22 protein-coding genes and 1 pseudogene are annotated in these 22,501 nt (G+C 70.4%); 16 read left to right on the top strand and 7 right to left on the bottom strand.

Features of this window, described 5'->3' with window-relative positions; translation table 11 throughout:
* Positions 1–75 precede the first annotated feature (75 nt).
* The 3 genes from O7616_RS23720 to O7616_RS23710 all read left to right on the top strand — a co-directional run bounded on the left by O7616_RS23720 (position 76) and on the right by O7616_RS23710 (position 2,197).
* Positions 76–876, top strand: coding sequence for an SAM-dependent methyltransferase (locus O7616_RS23720; RefSeq protein ID WP_282304006.1), 801 nt, complete (start codon positions 76–78; stop codon positions 874–876).
* 338 nt (positions 877–1,214) lie between these two features.
* Positions 1,215–2,015, top strand: a complete 801-nt coding sequence (locus O7616_RS23715) for a helix-turn-helix transcriptional regulator (RefSeq protein WP_282304005.1) — start codon at positions 1,215–1,217, stop codon at positions 2,013–2,015.
* On the top strand, positions 2,006–2,197 hold the full coding sequence (locus O7616_RS23710; RefSeq protein ID WP_282304004.1) for a DUF397 domain-containing protein: 192 nt from the start codon (positions 2,006–2,008) through the stop codon (positions 2,195–2,197). The genes O7616_RS23715 and O7616_RS23710 overlap by 10 nt, the downstream gene beginning before the upstream one ends.
* A gap of 68 nt (positions 2,198–2,265) precedes the next feature.
* Here O7616_RS23710 and O7616_RS23705 read toward each other — a convergent pair whose 3' ends face one another.
* A complete protein-coding gene (locus O7616_RS23705) occupies positions 2,266–5,070 on the bottom strand; it encodes a M14 family zinc carboxypeptidase (protein ID WP_282304003.1) in 2,805 nt (934 codons plus the stop codon).
* 142 nt (positions 5,071–5,212) lie between these two features.
* On the opposite strand from O7616_RS23705, the gene O7616_RS23700 reads away from it, so the two are divergent.
* Positions 5,213–5,608, top strand: a complete 396-nt coding sequence (locus O7616_RS23700; RefSeq protein ID WP_282264874.1) for a hypothetical protein — start codon at positions 5,213–5,215, stop codon at positions 5,606–5,608.
* 66 nt (positions 5,609–5,674) lie between these two features.
* On the opposite strand, the gene O7616_RS23695 is transcribed toward O7616_RS23700, so the two are convergent.
* Complete coding sequence (locus O7616_RS23695; RefSeq protein WP_282304002.1) at positions 5,675–7,000, bottom strand: glycoside hydrolase family 18 protein; 1,326 nt, start codon at positions 6,998–7,000, stop codon at positions 5,675–5,677.
* Positions 7,001–7,143: 143 nt separating this feature from the next.
* On the opposite strand from O7616_RS23695, the gene O7616_RS23690 reads away from it, so the two are divergent.
* Positions 7,144–8,028 carry a bile acid:sodium symporter family protein gene (locus tag O7616_RS23690; protein WP_282304001.1) on the top strand — a complete coding sequence of 295 codons (885 nt, stop codon included), beginning with the start codon at positions 7,144–7,146 and terminating at the stop codon, positions 8,026–8,028.
* 56 nt (positions 8,029–8,084) lie between these two features.
* Here O7616_RS23690 and O7616_RS23685 read toward each other — a convergent pair whose 3' ends face one another.
* The gene (locus O7616_RS23685) at positions 8,085–8,504 is read right to left on the bottom strand and encodes a PPOX class F420-dependent oxidoreductase (RefSeq protein WP_282304000.1); all 420 of its coding nucleotides are present in this window, start codon (positions 8,502–8,504) and stop codon (positions 8,085–8,087) included.
* 89 nt (positions 8,505–8,593) lie between these two features.
* A complete protein-coding gene (locus O7616_RS23680) occupies positions 8,594–9,091 on the bottom strand; it encodes a pyridoxamine 5'-phosphate oxidase family protein (RefSeq protein WP_282307707.1) in 498 nt (165 codons plus the stop codon).
* 127 nt (positions 9,092–9,218) lie between these two features.
* Here O7616_RS23680 and O7616_RS23675 point away from each other — a divergent pair, with 127 nt between their 5' ends.
* Entirely contained in the window at positions 9,219–10,118 is a 900-nt protein-coding gene (locus O7616_RS23675) for an NAD(P)-dependent oxidoreductase (protein ID WP_282303999.1), read from the top strand.
* Here the strand turns inward: O7616_RS23675 and O7616_RS23670 are convergent.
* Positions 10,083–10,997, bottom strand: coding sequence for an NAD(P)-binding domain-containing protein (locus O7616_RS23670; protein WP_282303998.1), 915 nt, complete (start codon positions 10,995–10,997; stop codon positions 10,083–10,085). The two genes, O7616_RS23675 and O7616_RS23670, sit on opposite strands and share 36 nt — an antisense overlap.
* 141 nt (positions 10,998–11,138) lie before the next feature.
* On the opposite strand from O7616_RS23670, the gene O7616_RS23665 reads away from it, so the two are divergent.
* Positions 11,139–11,474, top strand: a complete 336-nt coding sequence (locus tag O7616_RS23665) for a helix-turn-helix domain-containing protein (protein WP_282303997.1) — start codon at positions 11,139–11,141, stop codon at positions 11,472–11,474.
* Between the two features lie 16 nt (positions 11,475–11,490).
* Here O7616_RS23665 and O7616_RS23660 read toward each other — a convergent pair whose 3' ends face one another.
* The gene (locus O7616_RS23660; protein WP_282303996.1) at positions 11,491–12,594 is read right to left on the bottom strand and encodes a glycosyl hydrolase; all 1,104 of its coding nucleotides are present in this window, start codon (positions 12,592–12,594) and stop codon (positions 11,491–11,493) included.
* 361 nt (positions 12,595–12,955) lie between these two features.
* Here O7616_RS23660 and O7616_RS23655 point away from each other — a divergent pair, with 361 nt between their 5' ends.
* From O7616_RS23655 to O7616_RS23645, 3 genes are all read left to right on the top strand, one after another.
* On the top strand, positions 12,956–14,152 hold the full coding sequence (locus O7616_RS23655; RefSeq protein ID WP_282303995.1) for a low temperature requirement protein A: 1,197 nt from the start codon (positions 12,956–12,958) through the stop codon (positions 14,150–14,152).
* Positions 14,153–14,310: 158 nt separating this feature from the next.
* Entirely contained in the window at positions 14,311–15,207 is an 897-nt protein-coding gene (locus tag O7616_RS23650) for an acetyltransferase (RefSeq protein WP_282303994.1), read from the top strand.
* A 75-nt stretch (positions 15,208–15,282) separates the two neighbouring features.
* Positions 15,283–16,248, top strand: a complete 966-nt coding sequence (locus O7616_RS23645) for an alpha/beta fold hydrolase (RefSeq protein ID WP_282303993.1) — start codon at positions 15,283–15,285, stop codon at positions 16,246–16,248.
* A gap of 148 nt (positions 16,249–16,396) precedes the next feature.
* Here O7616_RS23645 and O7616_RS23640 read toward each other — a convergent pair whose 3' ends face one another.
* Entirely contained in the window at positions 16,397–17,500 is a 1,104-nt protein-coding gene (locus tag O7616_RS23640) for an aldo/keto reductase (protein ID WP_282303992.1), read from the bottom strand.
* Between the two features lie 142 nt (positions 17,501–17,642).
* Between O7616_RS23640 and O7616_RS23635 the strand changes: the two genes are divergently transcribed.
* The 6 genes and pseudogenes from O7616_RS23635 (at position 17,643) to O7616_RS23610 (ending at position 22,501) form a co-directional block, all read left to right on the top strand.
* Positions 17,643–18,245, top strand: coding sequence for a TetR/AcrR family transcriptional regulator (locus O7616_RS23635; RefSeq protein ID WP_282303991.1), 603 nt, complete (start codon positions 17,643–17,645; stop codon positions 18,243–18,245).
* Positions 18,242–18,994: an alpha/beta fold hydrolase gene (locus O7616_RS23630; RefSeq protein ID WP_282303990.1), complete on the top strand. Its 753-nt coding sequence runs from the start codon at positions 18,242–18,244 to the stop codon at positions 18,992–18,994. Before O7616_RS23635 ends, O7616_RS23630 begins: the two co-directional genes overlap by 4 nt.
* Positions 18,995–19,107: 113 nt before the next feature.
* Positions 19,108–19,383 (top strand): annotated as a pseudogene (locus O7616_RS23625) (ATP-binding cassette domain-containing protein); the annotation flags it as partial.
* 244 nt (positions 19,384–19,627) lie between these two features.
* Positions 19,628–20,728 (top strand): LacI family DNA-binding transcriptional regulator, encoded by a 1,101-nt coding sequence (locus O7616_RS23620; protein ID WP_282303989.1) that lies wholly within the window; start codon positions 19,628–19,630, stop codon positions 20,726–20,728.
* Complete coding sequence (locus tag O7616_RS23615; protein ID WP_278140039.1) at positions 20,725–21,660, top strand: sugar ABC transporter permease; 936 nt, start codon at positions 20,725–20,727, stop codon at positions 21,658–21,660. Before O7616_RS23620 ends, O7616_RS23615 begins: the two co-directional genes overlap by 4 nt.
* Before the next feature lies 1 nt (position 21,661).
* Positions 21,662–22,501 carry a carbohydrate ABC transporter permease gene (locus O7616_RS23610; RefSeq protein WP_088989072.1) on the top strand — a complete coding sequence of 280 codons (840 nt, stop codon included), beginning with the start codon at positions 21,662–21,664 and terminating at the stop codon, positions 22,499–22,501.

Here is a 22,501-nt window from a genome sequence, read left to right as displayed (position 1 = left end):
CAGCCGGTGCACCGCCGGTGACCGACCATGGTGGACGTTATGCTGCGGGGCCGGACGGGGGAGAGGTGGTCGATCATGACGCAGTCACAACCCGGGGCCGGCTGGCAGCCGGACAGGCCGAACGCGGCGAGGATGTTCGACTACTACCTCGGCGGCAAGGACAACTTCGCCGCCGACCGGGCGGCAGCCGAAATGGTGTTGCAGGTGGCGCCGTGGATGCCCGAGGCTGCCCGGCAGGGCCGCGAGCTGATCTCCCGAACGGTTCGACACCTCGTCGAGGAGAAGGGCATCCGACAGATCCTGGACCTCGGGTCCGGCCTGCCGACCCAGGACAACGTCCACGAGATCGCGCACCGCATCGATCCGGACGTGCGGGTCGTCTACGTCGACAACGACCCGGTGGTCTGCGCACACGGCCGCGCGCTGCTCGCCGACTCGAAGACGGTGTCGGTGGTCCAGGCCGACCTGACCGACCCGGAGCAGGTCCTCGGCCACCCGGCGATCGGCGACGCGATCGACCTCGGTAGCCCGGTCGCGGTGCTGATGATGTTCGTGCTCCACCTGGTGCCCGACGAGCAGGATCCACAGCGGATCCTCACTACCTACCGCGACGCGCTCGCCCCCGGCAGCTACCTGGCACTGTCGCACGCCAGCACCGACGTGCACCCCGACCTGATGGCCCGCATCTCGGCGATCTACGCGCGCGCGAACAGCCCGTTCGTGCCGCGGAACCACGCGGACATCTCTCGCTTCTTCGGTGACTTCGTCTTGGAGGCGCCGGGGCTGGTCAACATGTGGCCGCACGCCGAGCCGCCGGCTACCGCGGACCCGCAGGTCGCCCGCACCGGCTACAGCGGCGTCGCCCGCAAACCCTGAGGCCGCTCCGAGGCGGAGCGGCCGGTGGTGGACGAGAGCGGTACAACGTTCGAGCCGCGCCCCGGCGCGGCGTATCGGGCTCCGCGCGGCCGGGCGCGGCGTGTCGGGCTCCGCGCGGTTTTCGCGAGATCTTGGACAGTTTCCGTTCGCGCGTAACGGAAACTGTCCAAGATCTTCGCGGATCGGCGGTGCGGTGCTGCGATCAGCCGGCTCCGCGCGCCAGTGGTGACACTCCGCTGTGGAGATGACTACGCTCGGAAGGTGTCGCGCCGGTGCGAGACGCGCTGGCGACGTAGTCCGCGCCGGACAGCGGCGTGCGTGGTTGTTGGGAGCGTTGAATGGCCGACTTGCCGCACCCGCTCGCCGCGTTCATCGTGGGCGAGATCCGCCGCGCCCGAGGGGTCGCCGGGATGACCCAGGAATCCTTCGGTCGCGGCGCGGGTTTCAGCGCCTCCCATGTCAGCGCCGTGGAGAGCGAGACGCGGGCGTTGACGATGGACTTCATCAGGGGCGCCGACCGCGCATTCAAGAACGGCGGCCTGTTCGAACGCATGGTGGGCAAGCTCGGCGCGCCGTCCTGGTTCCTGCCATGGCTCGACGCGGAACGCACCGCGACGCAGCTCAGGTCCTTTCAGCCGAGCCTCGTCCCGGGTCTGTTGCAGACGGAGAGCTACGGCCGCGCCGTCATCCGCTGCAACGAGACGTTGAGCGACGACGAGGTCGAGAAGCGGCTGGCACACCGAATGGACCGACAGACGATCCTCACGAAGGCGAATGCCCCGCACTTCGTCGCAGTCATCGCCGAGGCAGTGCTCCGCCGCGCCAGCGCGGACTTCCGCGACATCATGACGGGGCAGATCAAGCAGTTGACCACCCTCGCCGAGCGACCGAACATCAGTGTGCACGTGTTGCCGGACGAGGTCAGCATGCACGTCGGCCTGACCGGGCCGTTCAGCTTGGCCCGGCTGCCTGATTACAAGTGGGTGGCGGAGATGGAGAACCAGCTCGGCGGGGTTGTCATCGACCGGGACGACGACGTGGATACCCTCATGTCGAGGTGGGAGATGGTTCGCAGCGAGGCGCTGCCCCGCCGTCAGTCACTCGATCTCATGCAGGAAGTGGAGACGTCATGGACCTGATCGGCGCTGTGTGGCGCAAGTCCACCCGCAGTGGTTCCGGCGGCGGAAACTGCGTCGAGGTCGCGGACAATCTGCCAGGCGTCGTCGGCGTGCGGGACTCGAAAGACCCGCAGGGGCCTGCACTCGTCTTCGGGCCGGTGGCCTGGCGGGCGTTCGTCGCCGAGGTTCCCCGGCGGTCGTAGTCAGCAGACGCCGAAGCGCCCGCCCCCACACCTGGGGACGGGCGCTTCGCCGTGCAGAGGGCTCTACGTCAGCCCACCACCGACCGCAACGGAACCCGCGCGTCGCGCAGTGCGCGTACCAGATCCTTCGCGAACGGGTGTTCGTCGGCCTGGAGTCCGCGCGGGTTCGGGATCACGACGTACGCCGAATCGTTCTTCGCGGACGCCTTCGCGTCGGTGGTGAAGCGTTCGACGATCGCCTGGACGCGCGGCAGGTCCGCCGCCGCGACCTCGATGGTGATCGGTCGCCAACCGCCGCCCAGGTCCGGTGTCACCGGCGCGGCGGCAGCGCTGGCGCGCGCCGCGTCGACGGCGGCCGTGCGCCGGGCGTCCGGCGTCGCGCCCGCCGGGTAGAGCAGCGCGTTGGCCACCAGGTGCAGACCATTCTCGTTGTACGCCCGGAAGAGCGGATTGAACGCGAACAGGACCGCCCGACCGGCCCCGGTCGGTTCGTCCACGACCGCCGCCGTGCCCTTGAGGGTGTCCGCGGCGACGGTGTAGCCGTTGGCCCAGAACGTGTCACCGGTCGGGTAGGTGAGCACGTTCGTCCCGGTGGTGCTCGGGGTGAGGATCGGGTCGCTGTTGTTGAACTCGAAGTCCTCCGCCGGGCGACCCGACGCCACCGGGCTGGAGCCGTCCACGTCGACGCGCAGGTGCGAGCCGATCACCAGGTAGTCGGCGGGCTTGGTCTTCTCGGTGGTCGAGGTGAGCCCAGCCGCGCGAGCCAGCCGAGTGCCCTCGTTGCGCAGCCCCACGTAGGTGTGGCCCTGGGCGATCCACTCGCGCAGGTTGGCCTGACCGGTGGCGGTCAGACCGCCGGTGGGGCTGCTGCCGTCCGGCACCACCAGCACGGTACGCCCGGTGAACGCGGCGGTGTTGTCGTTGATGTCGGCGGTGGTGACCGGCTTCAGGTCGAGCCCCCACCGCTTGCCGAGCACGTAGCGCGCCTCGCCGTGCGAGCCCGACGTGGTGGAGATGCCGGTGCCCTGGAAGAGCCCGACGTCGGGCAGGTCGAGGCGGTTGCCGGTCGGCCGACCGCCCGCTGTGAGCGTCACCCCGAGCGACCTGGCCAGTTCGTCGACGGTCCGGCTGACGGTGGCCGCCGGGATGGCGACCAGGCTGCTCGCCAGGTCACGGACCAGCGGGACACCGCGGTCGAGCAGGGTGAAGGTGAACTCGGCGGCGGCGGCCGAGTCCAGCGGGTACGTGTACGAGCCCCACGGCCAGGCCGGGCCGGTGCGACCACCGGCGATCTTCCGGACCAGCTCGGCGTTCGGCTTGACGGTGTCGCCGGTGTACATGGCCGAGACGCCCATCAGCAGCGGGTTGCTCCAGGACGACACGTCGTAGAAGTACGGGAACGGCACGTACGGGTCCTCGCCCATGACGGCCTGGATCCAGTGCTTCTGCGGCTGGTCCATCGGGATCCAGTACGCCCCCTTGGGCACCGTCACGTTCGTGGTGCTGCGCCCGCCGAAGACCCGTGCGGTGGGCACGCGGGTCGGTTTGCGTACCTCGTACACCTCGACGTCCATCCGGCGAAGCCGCTCCACGAGTCGGCGGACGTCGGCGAGCTGCCGGTCGGGCAGCAGGAAGTACGAGCGGATCGTGACGTCCGGCACCGGGAACTGGACCTCGTTGGTGGGCTGCACCACCTCGTTCGGTTCCAGCGTGCCCGCCCGGCCCTGGGCGAGCGCGTCGGTCCAGATGTCGTAGTAGCCGTCCAGCACCTCACGCTTGTTGGCGGCGGCCCAGCCCAGCGTCGACCACTGGGTGTGGAACTGCTGCTGCACGCGGTCGGCCACCGCCGAGGCGCTGCCCTTCTCGTACGTCATGCCGGCCGCACCGAAGCCGGTGGTCGGCACGGTGTCGCCGTACCCCATGAAGAACATGTCGTACGTGTCGTAGTTGAAGTAGCACTCGGTGATGACGGTGTCGTCGCAGGCGCCGTTGAAACCGAAGCCGGCCTTGTTGGCCTCGCCGATCCGGTTGATCCAGTCCACCGCCTCGCCGGCGATCTCGTGGTGGATCGGGTCGGCGTTGGGCGGGAAGAAGTACTGCCGGCCGCCCATCTCATGGGCGTCGACGAACACCTGTGGCGGGTAGCGACGCAGCAGATCGAGCTTGCCGTCGGTCTCCTGCTGGGTGCGGGCGAACCAGTCTCGGTTCAGGTCGAAGCCGAACTCGTTCTGCCGCCGCGTCGCGTCCCGGCCGTCCGGGTTCTGGGTGGGGACGATGATGGTGACCAGGTTGTCGTTGCGCCGCGCGACCTCGCAGGACAAGCCCGCCGCCAACTCGTACAGGGTCTTGAGCGCCGCGTCGGTGCCGCTCTTCTCGCCGCCGTGCACGTTGGCGGTGACCCAGACGATGGCCGGGCTGTCCTTCGCGGTACGGGCGGCCGTCCGCGCGGTGGTCCGGCGCGGGTCGCGCAGGTCCCGTACATCGTCGGCGATCTTCCGCAGGGCGGCGGGCCGCACGTTGCGCTCGTTGGACACCACCGCGTACGGCAGCGGTTGGTCGAGGACGCTGGTGGTCATCACTCCCGTGACGACCCGGTCAGAGGCGCTGTCGACGGCCCCGAGGTACGTCCGGATCTCGTCGTTGGTGACGACCCGTTCCTGCCCCGTGCCGAGGGGGAAGCCGAGCACGGACTCCGGGCTCGGCACGGTGCCCAGCCGGGCGTTCGGGTCACTGCCGCACCGCGACGAAGGGGCGGCGCTCGCTGTCGACGTGCCGCTGACCAGGGGAGCCATGCCGAGCAGGAGCGCGACGGTGGCGGCACCTGCCAGCCGTTTCGGAGGGACCGTCCAGAACGGACGCGACGATGGGGCCATGTCTCGGGTTCCCTTCTCGGGAAGAGCCTCGCAGTGGCCGGAGCCTATGAACCGGCCGACACCATGGTCAAGGTCTGATCGACTCCGACGACCGGCCGGGATGCCGACGCGCTGACGGGCTGGCAGGATGAGAGCGTTGTCGATGCCTGGCTGGAAGGTGGAGACGTTGCCGCAGATGATCACACTCTCGGTCCATCCAGATTCCTCCTCCGCCGACGCGCGGCGCTCGCTGACGTCCTGGCTGCGCGCCGATGACCGGCTCCGCGAGGCGGTGACCACCACGCCTGCCGACGGGACGTCGACCGACGGCGCCGATGTGCTGCGGGTGGCGGTCGGCGGCGCGGGCCCCGCCATGGTGCTGGTGCAGGCGATCGCCGACTGGCTGGCCCACCGTCGCGAGGACGTGACGGTCCAGCTCGGCCGTCCGGGCTGGTCGGCCGAGCTGGACGTGCACCAGGCTCGGGACATGGACCAGGTGACCGCGTTCGTCGAGGCGACGGTGCGCGCGGTCACCACGCAGGAGGAGCGGCTCCCCTGAGCACGTGAGCCGAGGTCCTGACGCAGGTCCTCGCCACATGATCAAGGGAGCCGCCGGAGAAGTCGCCTACCAGGTGGTCAGGCCGAGGTCGATCGTCCTGGTCAGCGTGGCGTTGTCGTCGTCGCCGTCGAGCGACCAGACCATCGCGCCGCCCAGACCGGCCCGGCGGATGTAGAGCGTCTTCTGCAACACGACAGCCGGGTCGTCGTACGTCCACAGGGTCGTACCGTCGAACAACCAGGCGTGCCCGGCGCGGAGGTCGCGGTGCACGGCGAAGCCGTTACCGGCGAGGGTCTTGAGCTTCTTGTAGTCCTCGTTGCCGGCCTCGAAGGTGGCCGGCGCGGGCCCGGTGGCCGGCTGGAAGAGACCGTTGCCGCCGCCGGTGATGCCGGTCCAACCGCGACCGTAGTACGGGATGCCGAGCACCAGCTTGTCCCGGGGAGCGCCCCGGGCGATCCACCCGTCGACCGCCACCTCGACGGAGAAGTCCGGGTTGTCCGGCGAGCCGGTCGGCACGCGCAGCGCGGACTGCTGGTTGGCCTTCGCGTCCCAGCCGCCGTGGAAGTCGTACCCCTGCACGGTGGCGAAGTCCAGGTACTTGAAGATCTTGCGACCCTCGTAGCCGGCGTCCATCGTCGCCGGGTTGGCCGGCAGGAAGGCGGTCAGCGGGTGGTGCGTGCGGGTCTTGCGTCCGTGGGCGTCGAGTTGCCGGCGGAACTCGGCGAGCAGCTTGGTGAAGTTCTCCCGGTCCTCCGGGCGGATCACGTTGCCCGGCTCACCGTCCCAGTTGGGCCACTCCCAGTCGAGGTCGATGCCGTCGAACACGCCGGCCCCGGCGCCCGGGCTGCCGGGGAGGTTCCCCTTGAGGTAGAGGTCGATGCAGGACGCCACGAACGCCTTGCGGGAGGCGTCGGTGCGGGCGGCGTTCGAGAAGTACGTCGACCAGCTCCAGCCACCGAGCGAGATCAGCACCTGGAGTTTCGGGTGCTTGGCCTTGAGCTTGGCGAGCTGGTTGAAGTTGCCGTTGAGGGCCTGACCCGGTGCGTCAGCGACGCCGTCGACGCTCTCCTCGGCGGGAACCGGTCGCTGGTAGTCGGCCCAGGCGTCGCCCTCGCCCGGCCCGCCGTCGACGTAGCAGCGGCCGTCCTCGCTGACGTTGCCGAAGGCGTAGTTGATGTGGGTGAGGCGGCTCGCCGCCCCGGAGGTGTCGAGCTTCTTCACCGGGAACGCCCGGCCGTAGATGCCCCACTGGGTGAAGTAGCCGACCCGGTGGTAGCCGCTGCGGTGCTGCTTGTCGTCGCCCGCGCTGGCGGCGGCGGGCGGTGCGGCGGTGATCAGCAGAGCCGCCAGTGTGACGACGGCGGTGAGACGGCGGTGGCGGAATGGTCGCATCGGCACACTCCCACGAAATCAAACAGAATAGTAAAGAGACTTATCTGATCGATGAAGTTAAGCCGGTCACCGTCCACGGTCAAGAGCCGTCCAGCCACATGGGGGATTGTGACGTCGTTACCCGGTGGTAACGATGTTGTGCCATGGACTCCGCCCTGACATTGATCGGACTGCCCATCGCTCTCGGCGTCATCATGCTCGGTCTGGGTCTCGGACTGACCATCGCCGACTTCCGCCGGGTGGCTCGGCACCCGCGAGCCGCCGTCATCGCCCTGGTGTGTCAGGTGCTGGTGCTGCCGGCGCTCTGCTTCTGCCTCGTCCTCGCGTTCGACCTGGCACCGGAGTTGGCCGTCGGCATGATGCTGCTGGCCGCCTCGCCGGGCGGCACGACGGCCAACCTCTACAGTCACCTGTTCGGTGGGCACGTGGCCCTGAACATCACCCTGACCGCCATCAACTCGGTGCTCGCCGTGTTCACCCTGCCGATCCTGGTCAACCTGTCGGCGGCGTACTTCCTACCCGACGGGCGAAGCCTCGGACTCCAGTTCGACAAGGTGGTGCAGGTCTTCGCCATCGTGCTCGTCCCGGTCGCGATCGGCATGCTGATCCGCGCCCGCATGCCGCACGTCGCCGAACGGCTGAACCGCCCGGTGCGGGTCCTCTCCGTCGTGGTGCTCGTCGCCGTCATCGCCGGGGCGGTGCTCGGCGAACGGGAGAACATCGCCGACTACTTCGTCGCGGTCGGCCTGGCCGTGCTCGCGTTCAACCTGCTCAGCCTCGCCATCGGGTACGGGGTGCCGCGGCTCGCCGGGGTCGACCGGAGCGCCGCGACGGCCGCCGGGTTCGAGATCGGCATCCACAACAGCACCCTGGCCATCACCATCGCGCTCAGCCCGGCGTTGCTCGACAGCACCCAGATGGCGATCCCGGGGGCCGTCTACGGCATCGTCATGTTCTTCACCGCGGCGGCCTTCGGCTACCTGGTGACCCGCGCCCGCACCCGGTCCGCCGCGACGCTGACCCCCTGACCACCGGTGCCCTGTCGCCGCCGACGGCTGCGGTCGGCGGCGACAGGGGGCGGACGTCAGCCGATCTGGCTGTTGTCCTTCAGCGAGCCCCAGCCGTGCCAGCGGTCGATCTCGATCAGGGCGCTGACCCGGCCACGGTCACGCCGGGGGTACGCGTTGCCGGTGTAGTGCTTGGCCAGCCGGTCGATGTCCGCGAAGTCCTCGTCGGCGCGCAGCTCGGAAACGTGCCCGATGATGCTGACGTGGGTGTACCAGCCGGCCTCGTCCAGGACGGTGAGCGAGACCCGGGGGTCGTTGCGGACGTGCTCCAACCGGCGGCGGCTCTCGTCCATGTTCACCAGGATCCGGCCGTCCTCCCACAGGTACCAGGTGGCGGCGGAGACCGGCTGACCACCGTTGCGAAGCGTGGTCATGACGGCCGGGTTCGGCTTGCGCAGCATCTCGACCGCGGCCTCGGGAAGCGGTGGCTTGGACATGAGGTCTCCTCGTCGCGACAACGTCTACCCCCTGCACGTTACGCACCCGACGGCCCGATCATGGTGGTACGCGCGGGTACCTCGCGCGGTCAGCCGAGCCAGCGGCCGTCGCGCATGAGGAGGCGTCCCTTCAGCTCATTCGCCTCCCGCCAGGCCTGGATGCGCTGCGGTCGGATCAGAAAGTACTGGTAGGGCTCGTCGAGGGCGCTCGGGTCGAAGCCCGTCTTGGTCGCGAACGCGTCACCCGTCTGGTCGCCGAGGTCGGCGATGTCCACCGGCTCAGCGATGCCCTCGACGATGACGACGTCGCGCGTCGGCCCGAGGCTGAGTCGTACCCGGCCATCCGCCACCAGGTTGCGGCCGGTGACCGAGGCGCGCGGCGTCGAGATGAGCAAGGCGGTCCCGTCCCAGAGGAACGACAGTGGGATGAGGTGTACGCCCCCCGGGGAACCCGCCGTCGCGACCCAGAGGTCGACATCGTTCTCCAGCCTGGCGCGGGTGTCCCGAAGTCTCTGCTCAAGCCCGCGCGGCGGAACCTCCGTCATGCTTCCCCCGGTCACTTCGCGGTCGCCGGCGATGGATGTCATGGCGATCACGCTAGGTGCCGCCCCACGACCGGCGCTTCTCAAATCCAGACCGGTCGCGTCCGCTGTCTCGAACGGTGCACCTGTACCCGCGTGTGGGTCCGCGTTTGCCCCCGGTGAAGATGGAGTCATGAGCAACCCCGCACTGCCCAGGCGTGTCGTCGTCACCGGCGCCACCGGCAAGCTCGGCCGCGCCGTGGTCGCCCACCTACGCGCGGTCGGCGTCGACGTGCTGGCGGTGGACCGCGCCGGTGGCCGCGACCCCCGCGACGTGAACGGCGAGTTCCTCCTGGTCGACCTGACCGACTACGGGCAGGTGGTGGAGGCGTTCACCGGGGGCGCCGACGAACACGCGGGTGGCGTCGACGCGATCGTGCACCTGGCGGCCGTCCCGGCCCCCGGGCTGATGTCGAACGCCACCACGTTCGCCAACAACTCCGCCGCCACGTACAACGTGTTCGCCGCGGCCCGGGCGGCCGGGATCAAGCGGGTCGTCTGGGCGTCCAGCGAGACGGTGCTCGGGCTGCCGTTCGACACCCCGCCGCCGTACGCGCCTGTCGACGAGGAGTACGCGCCGCGCCCCGAGTCGACGTACTCCCTGAACAAGGCCCTTGAGGAGGAGATGGCCCGGCACTTCTGCCGCTGGGACCCGGAGTTGGTCATGGTGGGCCTGCGCTTCTCCAACGTGATGGATGTCGAGGACTACGCCCCGTTCCCCTCGTTCGACGCGGACCCGCAGCTGCGCCGGTGGAACCTGTGGGGCTACATCGACGCCCGCGACGGCGCGCAGGCGGTCGAACGGGCGCTCGCCCACGACCGGCCCGGCGCCGACGTGTTCGTCATCGCCAACGCCGACACCGTGATGAGCCGGTCCAGTGCCAGCCTGATGGCCGAGGTCTACCCGGGTGTGGAGATCCGGAAGGATCTCGGCGAGCACGAGACCCTGCTCAGCATCGACAAGGCGCGACGGGTGCTCGGTTACGAGCCGCAGCACTCATGGCGCGACCACGTCGACACCCGGGCTCGTTGACGCCCCGACCGCGTACGCCTGGGGCATCCGGGAGAAGTCGTCCGCGCCGTGCCCGGCGCTGATCGCCCGCAGGGCCGCCGCGTGGGCCGCCCGTACCGCGCCGACATCGAGGTGGTGTTCCACGGCGGCCTCGATGATGTGGGCCATGCTGGTGGCGGCCGAGGCGATGGCGGACACGTCGGCGGTGTGCTCGTCCGTGTCCAGCCGACGGGCCATGTCGTCGACCAGGTCCGGCAGCAGCTCCGCGATGCCTCTGGCGTACGGCGCGAGGACGGTCGGGCTGATCCGTTCGGCCTGGGCCAGTGCGAAGGCGTGGGCGACACCGCTCATCGCCGACCAGAAGACGTCGAGCAGTGCGATGTCGTAGGCGGCGGCCCGGCCGGGTTCCGGTCCGAGCCAGTCGGCGGATCCGCCGAGGTGAGCCAGCGTCGGCCGGTGTGTCTGCCAGCTGTCCTCGGGGCCGCTGTAGAGCACGAGCGCGGAAGGCCCGCCGATGGTGGGGGCGGGGGTCATGATCGCGCCGTCGAGGTAGTCGACGCCGTGCGAGCCCGCCCACTCGCTCATGGTCCGAGCGCGGCGTGGCGTGTCGGCCGTGAGGTTCACCAGGGTGCGGCCCTTCAACGCGACGGCCGCCGGTTCGACGATCTGGCGGACCGCCGCGTTGTCGATGACGCAGGCGAGCGTCAGCGGGCTGGCTCGTACCGCCTCGTCCACGGTGGTCGCCAGCCGTGCCCCGCGGGCGACGAGTGGGTCGGCCCGTGCCGCAGTCCGGTTCCAGACGGTGGTGGGGTGCCCGGCGGCCAGCAGCGCGGCGGCCAGCGCCTGACCCATCGGCCCGAGTCCGAGAACGGTGACCGGGGGACGGACGTGATCGGGCATGGAGGTGCTCCTCGGAAAGACGGAATGGAGTGGCGCCGCAACGGATGTTCGACGGGCCGATCCCATCCTCGGTCTGCCCTGTGGGAGGCATCAAGTACCTACTATTTCCTCAGGTACCTACCTTTCGGTGAGCGGAGAGGCATGAAGAAGCGCACCTACTCGTGTGGTCTCGATGCGGCGGTGGACATGGTGGGCGGCAAGTGGAAGGCGCTGATCCTGTGGGAGCTGCACCAGGGCCCTCGTCGCTTCGCCGAGGTGCGGCGGGGGATCACCGGGATCAGCGAGAAGATGCTGATCGAGCAGCTACGGGACATGGTCACGTACGGACTGGTGCACCGGGAGGTCTACCACCAGGTTCCGCCGAAGGTCGAATACTCGCTGACCGGCTTCGGTCAGTCCCTGAACGAGGCCCTGATCCCGCTCGGTGACTGGGGTGAGCGGCACCTGGCGACGATCGAGGCGATCCCGCGGGAGTGACGACGCCTCGGCAGGCTCAGCGAGCCGCCTGGTAGGCACGGCCGACGGCGGTCGCCTCGCTGCCGGTGCGGAACAGCCCGGTCTGGTCCTTGTCCGTGGCGGGCAGGCCGAACCACGCGTACCGCTGTAGCCAGGACAGGCCGCCCAGCATCTTCGTCGCCGCGGTGAGGAACGCGGCCTGCTGCGCCTGGGTCGGGAAGCGGACGCCGTTGGAGAAGTCGATCAGGGCGAACTCGGTGAGCCAGATCGGCAGCCGGTAGCGGTCGTGTACGCCCTGGAGGTACGACTTGAGCTGGTTGACGGCGTTGGCGGTGGTGAAGTCGCCGCCGTACCAGTGCAGGGCGATGAAGTCGACACGGTAGCCGCGCTGCTTCGCCCCGGCCATGAAGCGGTCGAGCCACTCGCCCGGCCGGTCACCACCCCAGGCCACCGCCGGGCTGCCCAGCGGAAGGCCGGTGGCCTGCAACTGCGGCCACAGGTCCAACGCCTGCTCCACGGTCATCTCCGCCTGACCCTTCAGGTCCGGCTCGTTGAACCCGAGCAGGTACTTGCCGTTCTGCTTGGCCTGTTGCAGGTTGGTGGCGGTGACGCTCTTCGCCCCCCAGATCATCGGGACGAACTCGGCGCCCTTCGGGCTGGTGACGCCCTGGTGCTTCACGTCCCAGGTGTAATACCAACTCGCGCCGGAGTTGGCGAGCGCCTGGCTGACCCCGTCGAAGGTCCACACCCCGACACCCTTGCGCTTCGAGGTCACCGCCGATGCCGCCGGGGCGACCGGACGCCCGGTCGTCGGCTTCACCGACGGCGTCGCCGACGGGCTCACCGCCGTCGGGCTCGCCGTGGCGGAGGGCGTGGTCCCGGTGGACGAGTCGGGCTCCGGGCCGGTGGACGGCGGGGCGTCGACCGCCTGCGTCGCGGCCGGGGCGGGCGTCGGCCCGGTCGGTTGCATCACGACGACCACACCACTGACCAGTACGGCGACCACGGCGGCCACGGCGAGCGGCCACAGCAGACGCCGTACACCGATCGGAAGGCGGCCGGGTGACCCGCGTCGGGGTTCCGCGTGGACGCCCCGACCGCCCCTCGCGGCGTCCGCTTCTCCCGGGCCGGTTGCGCGCATCGTCTCGACTCCTTCGTGTGCTCGCATCGCTACTCGATGCCGCGTCGGCGGGAGGATCCCGCCAACGCCCCACATCAGGAGACTCGCCAGCCGTACCCGGATAACAGTTTCGCCGGAACCGCGACGCCGACGAACCGGTCAGCGATCGGTGCCGCCCGAGCGGTCTGACCGCACCTCCGATACCTGTCCGGCCATAAGCCCTGAAATCGGATCAAAAATAGATAACATGCTCACAGTGGTCAGGTGGGACCGGTCGGGGAGGAGACCCGGAGCGATGGCAGCGGGGCGGATCACCGAGCACCGTCGTCACCTCGGTGTGCCCGTGTCGGCGGCTCCGGCCGGCTGAGCGGTCCCGCCGTCCGTGTCGACGCGTGCCGTGTTCCGGGGGCTCGGGGACAGCAAGAGCCCGAACTCGGCGACGGTCCTGGAGCTGCTGTTCGACATCGTCTACGTCTTCGCGCTCGCCCGCCTCGCCGGGCGGGTCGCGGACGACCTCACCATCGTCCGGCACACCCTGCTGTCCGAGGCGGGCCAGACGGTCCTCTTCTTCACGGCGATGTGGATGATCTGGTCACTCAACGCGCTGCTGTCCAGCACCTACGACCCGCGCCGTCCCGAACTCCAGGCATTCCTGCTGGTGACGATGTTCGGCACGCTGGTGCTGGCGGTCTCGCTGCCGCAGGCCTTCGGACAACGCGGCGTCGTCTTCTCCGTCACCTATGTGATCATCCAGGTCGGTCGACCGCTCTTCCTGGCGTTCGCCCTACGGGGTCACCCGGTGCAGGGGTTCTCGATCCGGATCCTGACCTGGCATATGGCCTCGGGTGTGCTCTGGATCAGCGGTGGCATCAGCGGCGGTCTCGGCCGGGGCGTCTTCTGGACCATCGCGCTCGCCATCGAGTTGATCGGCGCCGCCGCCACCTACCCGCTGCCCCGGGTGGGCGGACGGCAGCTCAACTCCCTGGGCGTCACCGTCTCGCAGACGCACCTCGCCGAGCGCTACAACCAGTTCTTCATGATCGCGCTTGCCGAGGTGGTGCTCGAAGCCGGTGCCGCGGTCAGCTTCCCGGGCTTCTCCCGAGACGGGACCATCACCCTCGTCGCCTCGTTCGTGGCGGTCGTCGCGTTCTGGCGGATCTACTTCTACCACGTCAGTTCCGGTCCCGCCTCGACCTCCAGCGGGGAGGGGATCAACCTGTCCCGGTGGGCCAGCTACAGCCTGCTGCTCATCGTCGGTGGCATCATCTGCACCGCCGTCGGCTTCGGGCAGATCATCGAGGACCCCCACCCGCCGATCGACTGGGCCCTGGTGGTCATCATCTTCGGTGGCCCGGTGCTGTTCCTGATCGGGCGCAGCTTCCTGGAGGAGGAGAGTCGGCTCGCCCCGCGCTGTCGGGCGTTGTATCTCGGCGTGGCGGCGCTGGTCGTGGGGGCGCTGCCCATGGTGTTGCTCCCGCCGGTCGCCGTCGGGGTCAGCGTGGCGGTGATCCTGGCCGGCATCACCGTCTTCGACCAGCGAGCCCACAAGCGTCGGGCGCAGACCAACCCGACACTGTGACAATCCCTTGCGGGCAGCCGACCGTCACCCGTAGGGTCGTCGGCACGCCGTCGAGCCGGAAGGAGGTCAGAACGATGTCCGATGTTCTGCGCCCCCTCCGCGCTCCGGCGTCCGCGCGGATCTGACCCGGGGGCGCTCGCTTCCCGAAGGACCACGCCATGACAGATCTGGTCATCCGTCCGCTCGTCGCGGGCGAGGAACACGTCTTCGACTCCATGCCCGACCCGCTGCCCCAACTGCGCCAGGTCGCCTACGCCGACGGGGTCGCCGGCGGCGGCTACCGGCCCGAGACCACCTGGGTCGCGCTGCGCGCCGACCGGGTGGTCGGTCGGGCGGCCTGGCTCCTCCCACCGGGCGCCGTCGGCGCCCCCTGGCTGGACCGGTTCGATCTGGACGCCGAACCGGAGGTGGGGGCGGAGCTGTTGCGCGCCGCCCACGAAGCACTCGGCGGTCCCGGTCTGTACTACGCCGCCCTGCCGGCGCACTGGCGGCGTCGACCCGAGGTGCTGGCCGTGGTGCGGGCACCGATGGCCGCCGCCCAGCTCGCCGGGCTGGTCGAGCGGGAGGAACGAATCAGGTGCTCCTGGGCAGGCACGCCCCTGCCGGCGTCCTCCGGACGCTACGACTTCCGCGCCCCCGCCGACGCGGCGGAGATCAACGCCCTGGTCGCCCGGGTCGCCGAGCCGGACGTGCTGACCGGCGTCGAGATCGCACGGGTGGTCGGCGGCGTCGACCTGGCCACCGACCCCCTCGGGTGGCTGGGGGACGCGGTGCGGGGATGGCGGGTCGCGATGGAGGCCGACCGACCGGTGGGCCTGGTCGGCACCGCCGGCGACGCCTGCTACCCGCTCCTGGCCTATCTCGGCCTGCTCGACGAGGCGGCCCGTCCCGAACTGCTGGCCGAGGCGGTCCGCATGCTCGTCGCCGACGGTGCCCGGGAGGTCATCGCCGACGTCGCGGCACACCGGGTGGCGGTGCTGGCGGAGCTGGAACGGACCGGGTTCCGGCAACTGCGCGCCCGGGTCACCTTCGCACCGCCGAACTCCCCGGAATAGCCGGACGGGGTGCGCCCTGTCACCGGGGCGCACCCCTGGGCCGCCGTCGGCCGCCGTCCCTGCCACCATCTGCCCATGCCCGAGATCATCGCGTTCGTCGTCGGCGGATCGGCGCTGGTCGTGGCGGCCGTCGCCGGGCTCTGGCTCTGGCCCGTACGGCGTCCGGGTCGCCGTCTCGCGCCCGCGCAGCCGCTCGACTTCGACACCGCGGTCCGGGCCGCCGAGGCCCACGTCGCGGACGAGACGACGGACCCGGCGGTCCGCCCGGAGTCGCGCAGCCGTCTGCTCAGCCACGGCTCGCGTACCGACCGGGCGGTCCTGCTGCTGCACGGATACACCCTCGCGCCGGAGCAGTACGACGACCTGTCCCAGGAGTTCTTCGACCGGGGCTACAACGTCTGGGTGCCGCGCGCCCCGCAGCACGGGACCGTCGACCGGCAGGCCCACCACCGGGTCCAGGCCGAGGAGCTGACGACGTACGCCGCGCGGGCCTGGGCCATCGCCGCGGCCCTGGGCGACGAGGTCGGCGTCGTGGGGATCTCCGGCGGTGCCGTGCTCGCCACCTGGCTGGCCCAGGTGCCCGGCGCCGCCGTACGCCGACTGCTCCTGCTGTCGCCGTTCTTCGGTCCGAGTCCGCGACAGGCGCCGGCGTACCTGGTCCGACCCCTCCTCCTGCTGTACGGGCGTCGCGTCCTGCGCGACCGCGTCACGTCGCGCGGATACTCCCTCGCCGCCGTCACCCAGTACCTGACGATCGCCCGCACCCTGCCGCGTCCGCCTCGACGGGGCGCGCTGCGGAGCGTGGCGGTGGCGATCAGCCCACTCGACGGCGTGGTGGACCTCGCCGCCGCGGTCGACGTGCCGCGCCGGATCGCCGACGCGAACGCGGTGCCGCTGCGGGTGTGCACCCTGCCCGACGCGCTGGGCGTCGCACACAACACCCTCAACCTCGGTGCCGACGGCGACGAGTGGCGACGGCGGTACGTCGCGCTCTACGAAGGCGCGACGGCTCCGGCGACGGACGTGTCACTCGGTCGGTGACGCCGTCGCCGGAGCGGTCGCGGTGATCTGGGTGAGTGGTCCCTGGTCCTGGCCCTGGCTCGGCCGGCGGCCCGGGGGCTGATGCGCCAACGAGCGGTATACCTCACAGTCATACTTATGACTCTGAGGTATACCGCTCAACGGCACGTCACTCGGCGGGCTGGGCGGCGGCGTTGAGCACCGGTGGCGCGTAGCCGGCCGGCTTGTCGCCGATGCCGAGGCCAGGGCTGACCACCCAGGACTGGTACTGCGGGGTGAACATGCCGTACGGCAGCCCGAGGTTCGGGGCGCTGGCCTCGTCGAGCCGGCGGCGGGCGTCGGCCGGGATCTCGAAGTCGAGCGCCTCGAAGTTGCTGGAGACCTGCTCGGCGCTGCTCGCCCCGATGATCACCGAGGCGACCGCGGGCTGGGTGGCGACCCAGTTGATCGCGACCTGGGCCATGCTGCGACCCAGGTCGGCGGCGACGTCCTCCAGCGCCTCGATGACGTTCCAGTCGTTGGGGCTGATCTCCCGGCCCGCGGCGTTGGGGGTGGTCAGCCGGCCGCTCCCGGTCAGGCCCTCGCTGGTGCGTTGGTACTTGCCGCTGAGCAGGCCGCCGCCGATCGGGCTGAACGCGGTGACGCCCATGCCCAGGGTCTGGGCCATCGCCACGTACTCCGCCTCGATGTCCCGCATGACCAGGGAGTACGGCAGCTGCAGATTGATCATCGGGGCCAGTCCGTGCGCCTCGGCGTAGCTCTGTGCGCGGGCCGCGTACCAGGCCGGTACGTCGGAGAGGCCGGCGTAGCGGATCTTGCCAGCGCGGACCAGGTCGTCGAGGGTGTGCACGACCTCCTCGATCGGAGTGATCCGGTCCCAGGTGTGCAGCAGGTACAGGTCGATGTAGTCGGTGCCGAGTCGGCTCAGCGACGCCTCCACGGCCCGCATGATGTGCTTACGGCCGTTGCCGCTCGCGTTCGGGTCGCTCGGGTCGACGGTGTTGGTGAACTTGCTGGTCAGCACGAGTCGTTCGCGGACACCGGCCCGGTCGATCAGCCGACCGAGGATCTTCTCGCTCTGCCCGGCGGTGTAGAAGTCCGCCGTGTCGATGAAGTTCCCGCCCGACTCCAGATACCGGCGGAAGATCGGCTCCGACTCCTCCTCGGTCTTGCCGTACGCGGCGTGGAAGCCGTCGACGCCGAAGTTCATGGTGCCCAGCGCCAGCCGGCTGACCCGCAGACCGGACCGACCGAGCAGGTAGTAGTGGTTCATCGTTGCGTCCTTCCGATCATGTGTCGGCCCCCGATCGGACCGCTTGCCAGACCTTTGCTCGACAAAAATGGACCTGCAAGTCCAAACCTGCGGCTAGGGTTGGACCGGCAAGTCGGGGGCGGATGCTGGTGACGGAGGTCTCATGACACGCGCGTTGACCCGCAAGGGCGAGGCGACCCGCTCGCGGATCGTCGCGGGCGCGGCCGCGGAGATCCGCGAGCGCGGCGTCGACGAGGTACGCCTCGAGGACGTGATGGCGCACACCGGCACCAGCAAGGGTCAACTCTTCCACTACTTCCCGGACGGCAAGGAGGAGTTGCTGCTCGCGGTGGCCCAGCACGAGGCCGACCAGGTGCTCACCGACCAGGAGCCGATGCTCAGCAACCTGACCTCCTGGCCGACCTGGATGGCGTGGCGCGACCGGCTGATCGAGCGCTACCTCGCCCAGGGCGTGAAGTGCCCGCTCAACGGTCTGCTCGGTCAGACCGGCCGACGCGCGCCGGGAGCGCAGGCGATCGTGACCGGGCTCATGTGGCGGTGGCAGGACAAGATCGCCGAGGGCGTCCGGCACATGCAGTCGACCGGGGACATCGCCCCCGAGGTGGACGCCGACCGCGCGGCGGCGGCGCTGCTGGCCGGCATCCAGGGCGGCGTACTGCTGCTGCTCTCCACCGGCAAGATCGACCACCTGGAGGCGGCCCTCGACCTCACCATCGACTCGCTGCGAGGCAGGCCACTGCGATGACCACGACCCGGGGAAACGACGACGACCGGCCACCGCTGGTCCTGTTGCACGGCCTCACGTACGACAGTCGGCAGTGGGGCCCGGTCCGGCGTCAGCTCGCCGCGATCGAACCGGACCGGCGGGTCCTCGCCCTCGACCTGCCCGGTCACGGCGACTCACCCCGGCGGGCGTCCTACCGGATGGCCGAGGTCGCCGAGGTCGTGCACGCCCAGGTGACCGAGGCGGGCCTCGCCACACCGATCGTGGTGGGGCACTCGGTCGGCGCGGTGGTCGCCACCACCTACGCGGCGCGCCACCCGGTGCGTGGCGTGGTGAACCTGGACCAGATCCTGCTGCCCGGCCCGTTCGGCGTCGCCGTACGCCAGGCCGAACCGACGCTGCGCGGCCCGGACTGGCGGCGGGTGTGGGACGCCCAGTTGGCCAGGATGGGCATCGAGTCGCTGCCGGCCGAGGCGCGTGAGATCGTCACCACCGCCACCGACCCCCGGCCGGACCTGCTGCTGGGCTACTGGGGCGAGATCCTGCACGGGTCCGACGAGGGCATCGCCGCCGAGCGGTCCCGCGATCTGCGGTCGATCGGCGAGCGGGGAGTTCCCTACCGCTGGGTGACCTCGTCCGAGCCGCCGGCCCGCTACCTGGCCTGGCTGACCGAAGCCCTGCCGGAGGTCGAGGTCACCGTGCTGCCCGGCGGCCATTTCCCGCACCTCGCGGAACCGGCGATGATCGCCCGCCTACTGGTGACCGGCTGAGCGCGAGCGGCACCGGGCAGGGGCGGCCATCGACTCTGCTCGCCGTCCTCGCCGTCCTCGCCGTCCTCGCCGGCTGGCTGCCCGGCGACGGAACCCTGTGGCGACGGCCGAATCTGCGCGTCGGGCTGCTCACGGAGGACACCGTCTTCGACCGTCCACAGCGGAGGGCTCGCGACATCTACGCCGACGTCGTCGGGGCGGAACGGGCCGAGATCGTGCCACTGTCGTCGCTCGGGCTGCTCGCGTCGCCGGACCTCGACCGCCCCGTCGCCGACCTGTCGGTGGGTCAGCGTCGGCGGCTCGCCCTCGCGGTGCTCGTCGCCGACCCGCCGGATCTGCTCCTGTTGGACGAGCCCACCAACCACCTCTCGCCGACGCTCTGTGACGAGCCTGCCCCCCACGCCCGCGCCCCCGTCCCCGCCTCGGTGATCAAGACGTTTGCGTCATCCCGCCCGGCGTGTCGTGACGCAAACCTCTTGATCACCGGAGCTGACGGCGGGAGTCCCGGGGTGGGGTGAGGGGGTGCTGGTCCGGGGGGTTGGAAACGTTTTCGTAACGAGGGGTTGACCTCTCCGCCATCGGCGGAGCAGACTCCCCGGAAACGTTTACAGCTATCGGGTGGAGGTGCCGGACGTGGGTCGTAAACGTTTACAGGAACCGGCTGACGGCCGGCCCACGGTGCACACCGTCGCCGCCCGCGCCGGCGTGTCCATCGCGTCCGCCTCGCGGGTGCTCAACGGCGTCGGTGGCAGCCCGGAGACGATCCGCAAGGTCCGTGCGGCGGCGGCCGAGGTGGGCTACGTGCCCAACGCGATCGCCCGTTCGTTGCAGTCGCAGCGCACCGGCCTGATCGCGCTCGCCGTCGAGGACATCGGCAACCCGGTGTACGTGGAGATGATGCGCGCCATCGAGGCGGTGGTCGCGTCCTCCGGACGTCAGTTGCTGGTGCACGCCACCGGCGGGCGGATCGACAACGAGACCGCCCTGCTGCGGCGGCTGGCCAACCGCTACGTGGACGGGATGATCGTCTCGCCGATCCGGGTCACCGGCGACCACCTGACCGCGCTGGTGGACAGCCCGGTGCCGGTGGTGGTCGTCGGACAGCTCGGCGCGGACGCCGCTGTGGACAACGTGCGTACCGACTCCCGGCAGGGTGTGGCGCTGGCCGTGGACCATCTCGTCGCCACCGGCCGACGTCGCATCGGCTTCGTCAACGGCCCACTCGACACCGTCCCCGGCGCCGCGCGTGACGCCGGGTTCCGGGCCGCCCTGGCCGGGCACGGCATCGTGCTCGACGAGGAACTGGTCGAGGTCGGTGACTTCCAGTACGCCGCAGGCCGGGCGGCCACCGAACGGCTTCTCGCCCGCACCGACCCGGACGCGCTGGTGTGCGCCAACGACCTGATCGCGGTCGGTGCGCTGCACGCCCTGCTGGCTGCCGGTCGCCGGGTGCCGCAGGACGTCGCGGTGGTCGGCATGGACGACACCGAACTGGCCCGCATGATGTTCCCCCAGCTCTCCAGCGTCTCGCTCGGTTCGGCCGAGCGTGGTCGCCGCGCCGCCGAACTCCTCCTGCAACGCATCGCCGACGCGACCCTGCCGCCGCGCCGCGAGCAGGTGCCACCCAGTCTCACCGTCCGCGCGTCCAGCGCCGCGTCGCTGCCGGCACCCCGTTCCGCCGCGCCGGGCACCCCACCGACCACCCACCCGTCCAGCGAAGGGGTGACCGCATGACCACCCTGACCGAACGGCCGGACGTCGAGCGGGCCGAGCCGGCCCGCCGGCCGAACCGGTTCCGGTCCGACCGCACCACCATCTACCTACTGCTCCTGCCGTCGCTGCTGCCGATCCTGGTGCTGTCGGTGTTCCCGCTGCTGCGGGGCATCTACCTCGGCTTCACCGACGCCCGGGCCGGGCGCAACGTCGAGGTCAGCTTCACCGGCCTCGCCAACTACCGGGAACTGCTCGGCGACGAGCTGTTCTGGAACTCGTTCAAGATCGGCCTGCTCTGGGCGGTCGGGGTGACCGTCCTGCAGTTCCTGCTCGCCCTCGGGCTGGCCCTGCTGCTCAACCAACAACTGCGGTTCCGCGGTGTGGCCCGGGTGCTGGCCGTCGTGCCGTGGGCGATGCCGCCGGTGGTCGTGGGCATCCTCTGGAAGCTCGTCTACCACCCCGACGCCGGCCTGATCAACGAGTTCTTCCACCGCGTCGGCGCGGACGGGCTGCGGACCAACTGGCTCGGCGACTTCAGCACCGCGCTTCCCGCGGTGATCATCGTCGGGGTCTGGGCGGGCATGCCGCAGACCACCGTCGTCCTGCTCGCCGGCCTGCAGGGCGTGGGTCGTGAGCTGCACGAGGCGGCGGCGGTGGACGGGGCCAGCACCTGGCACCGGTTCCGGCACGTCACGCTGCCCGCCCTGGCGCCGGTGATCGTGGCCATCACCTCGCTGGACTTCATCTGGAACTTCAACTCGTTCGGCCTGGTCTACGTGCTCACCGCCGGTGGGCCGGGCGGCAAGACGATGCTGCCGATGCTCTTCGCCTACGAGGAGGCGTTCCGCTACGGCAACTACGGCTACGCCGCCGCGCTCGGCAACGTGATGGTCGTGCTCATCATCGCGCTGCTCGCCGTCTATCTCCGTCGTCGGCTCAGGGAGGCGAACTGACATGTTCGGAAAACCGAGCCGCACCAGCCGGACGTTGCAGTACCTGGCTCTCGCCGGCTACCTGATCTTCCTCGGGTTCCCGCTGGTCTGGCTGCTCTCCACGGCGTTCAAACCGCCACGTGAGCTGGTCCGCCTGCACCCGACGCTGATCCCGGACAACCCGACACTGCAGAACTTCGTCCAGGCCTTCACCGAGCAGGAGCTGGGCCGGGCGGCGCTCAACAGCCTCCAGGTCTCGCTCGCCTCGGCGGTGCTGACCGTGCTGGTCGCCATGCCGGCGTCGTACGCGCTGGCCCGGTTCCGCTCGAAGCTCGGCACCGCCGCGCTGGGCTGGGTGCTGCTGTCCCAGCTCTTCCCGTTCGTGCTGCTGATCATCCCGATCTTCCTGGTGCTGCGGCAGGTCGGCCTGGCCAACACACACGCCGGCCTGGTGCTGATCTACGTGGTCTGGGCGCTGCCGTTCGCGCTGTGGATGTTGCAGGGCTTCGTCCGCAACATCCCCCGCGAGTTGGAGGAGGCCGCCTCGGTCGACGGCGCGAGCCGGGTGCAGGTCCTGCGGCGGGTGGTCTTCCCGCTGCTCGCCCCGGGCCTGGTCGCGACCGCGCTGTTCTCCTTCATCTCGGCCTGGAACGAGTTCTTCTTCGCCCTGGTGCTGATCAAGACCCCGGAGTTGGCCACCCTGCCGGTGGCGTTGGCCCGGTTCGTCGGCATCGAGGGCACCGCCCGACTGGGACCACTGGCCGCCGGTTCACTGCTCGCCACACTGCCCAGCCTGATCTTCTTCGCGTTCATGCAGCGCCGGCTCTCGTCCGGGTCGCTCGCCGGCGCGGTCAAGGGCTGA

Source organism: Micromonospora sp. WMMD964 (genome assembly GCF_029581455.1).
Lineage (GTDB): Bacteria > Actinomycetota > Actinomycetes > Mycobacteriales > Micromonosporaceae > Micromonospora.
This window is presented reverse-complemented; position numbering and strand designations above follow the sequence as displayed.

What these genes read in the sequence shown, in the direction of transcription:
- O7616_RS23720 (WP_282304006.1), top strand. Translation starts at nt 76, where the DNA reads ATGACGCAGTCACAACCCGGGGCCGGCTGGCAGCCGGACAGGCCGAAC.
- O7616_RS23715 (WP_282304005.1), top strand. Translation starts at nt 1,215, where the DNA reads ATGGCCGACTTGCCGCACCCGCTCGCCGCGTTCATCGTGGGCGAGATC.
- O7616_RS23710 (WP_282304004.1), top strand. Translation starts at nt 2,006, where the DNA reads ATGGACCTGATCGGCGCTGTGTGGCGCAAGTCCACCCGCAGTGGTTCC.
- O7616_RS23705 (WP_282304003.1), bottom strand. Translation starts at nt 5,070, where the DNA reads ATGGCCCCATCGTCGCGTCCGTTCTGGACGGTCCCTCCGAAACGGCTG.
- O7616_RS23700 (WP_282264874.1), top strand. Translation starts at nt 5,213, where the DNA reads ATGCCTGGCTGGAAGGTGGAGACGTTGCCGCAGATGATCACACTCTCG.
- O7616_RS23695 (WP_282304002.1), bottom strand. Translation starts at nt 7,000, where the DNA reads ATGCGACCATTCCGCCACCGCCGTCTCACCGCCGTCGTCACACTGGCG.
- O7616_RS23690 (WP_282304001.1), top strand. Translation starts at nt 7,144, where the DNA reads ATGGACTCCGCCCTGACATTGATCGGACTGCCCATCGCTCTCGGCGTC.
- O7616_RS23685 (WP_282304000.1), bottom strand. Translation starts at nt 8,504, where the DNA reads ATGTCCAAGCCACCGCTTCCCGAGGCCGCGGTCGAGATGCTGCGCAAG.
- O7616_RS23680 (WP_282307707.1), bottom strand. Translation starts at nt 9,091, where the DNA reads ATGACATCCATCGCCGGCGACCGCGAAGTGACCGGGGGAAGCATGACG.
- O7616_RS23675 (WP_282303999.1), top strand. Translation starts at nt 9,219, where the DNA reads ATGAGCAACCCCGCACTGCCCAGGCGTGTCGTCGTCACCGGCGCCACC.
- O7616_RS23670 (WP_282303998.1), bottom strand. Translation starts at nt 10,997, where the DNA reads ATGCCCGATCACGTCCGTCCCCCGGTCACCGTTCTCGGACTCGGGCCG.
- O7616_RS23665 (WP_282303997.1), top strand. Translation starts at nt 11,139, where the DNA reads ATGAAGAAGCGCACCTACTCGTGTGGTCTCGATGCGGCGGTGGACATG.
- O7616_RS23660 (WP_282303996.1), bottom strand. Translation starts at nt 12,594, where the DNA reads ATGCGCGCAACCGGCCCGGGAGAAGCGGACGCCGCGAGGGGCGGTCGG.
- O7616_RS23650 (WP_282303994.1), top strand. Translation starts at nt 14,311, where the DNA reads ATGACAGATCTGGTCATCCGTCCGCTCGTCGCGGGCGAGGAACACGTC.
- O7616_RS23645 (WP_282303993.1), top strand. Translation starts at nt 15,283, where the DNA reads ATGCCCGAGATCATCGCGTTCGTCGTCGGCGGATCGGCGCTGGTCGTG.
- O7616_RS23640 (WP_282303992.1), bottom strand. Translation starts at nt 17,500, where the DNA reads ATGAACCACTACTACCTGCTCGGTCGGTCCGGTCTGCGGGTCAGCCGG.
- O7616_RS23635 (WP_282303991.1), top strand. Translation starts at nt 17,643, where the DNA reads ATGACACGCGCGTTGACCCGCAAGGGCGAGGCGACCCGCTCGCGGATC.
- O7616_RS23630 (WP_282303990.1), top strand. Translation starts at nt 18,242, where the DNA reads ATGACCACGACCCGGGGAAACGACGACGACCGGCCACCGCTGGTCCTG.
- O7616_RS23615 (WP_278140039.1), top strand. Translation starts at nt 20,725, where the DNA reads ATGACCACCCTGACCGAACGGCCGGACGTCGAGCGGGCCGAGCCGGCC.
- O7616_RS23610 (WP_088989072.1), top strand. Translation starts at nt 21,662, where the DNA reads ATGTTCGGAAAACCGAGCCGCACCAGCCGGACGTTGCAGTACCTGGCT.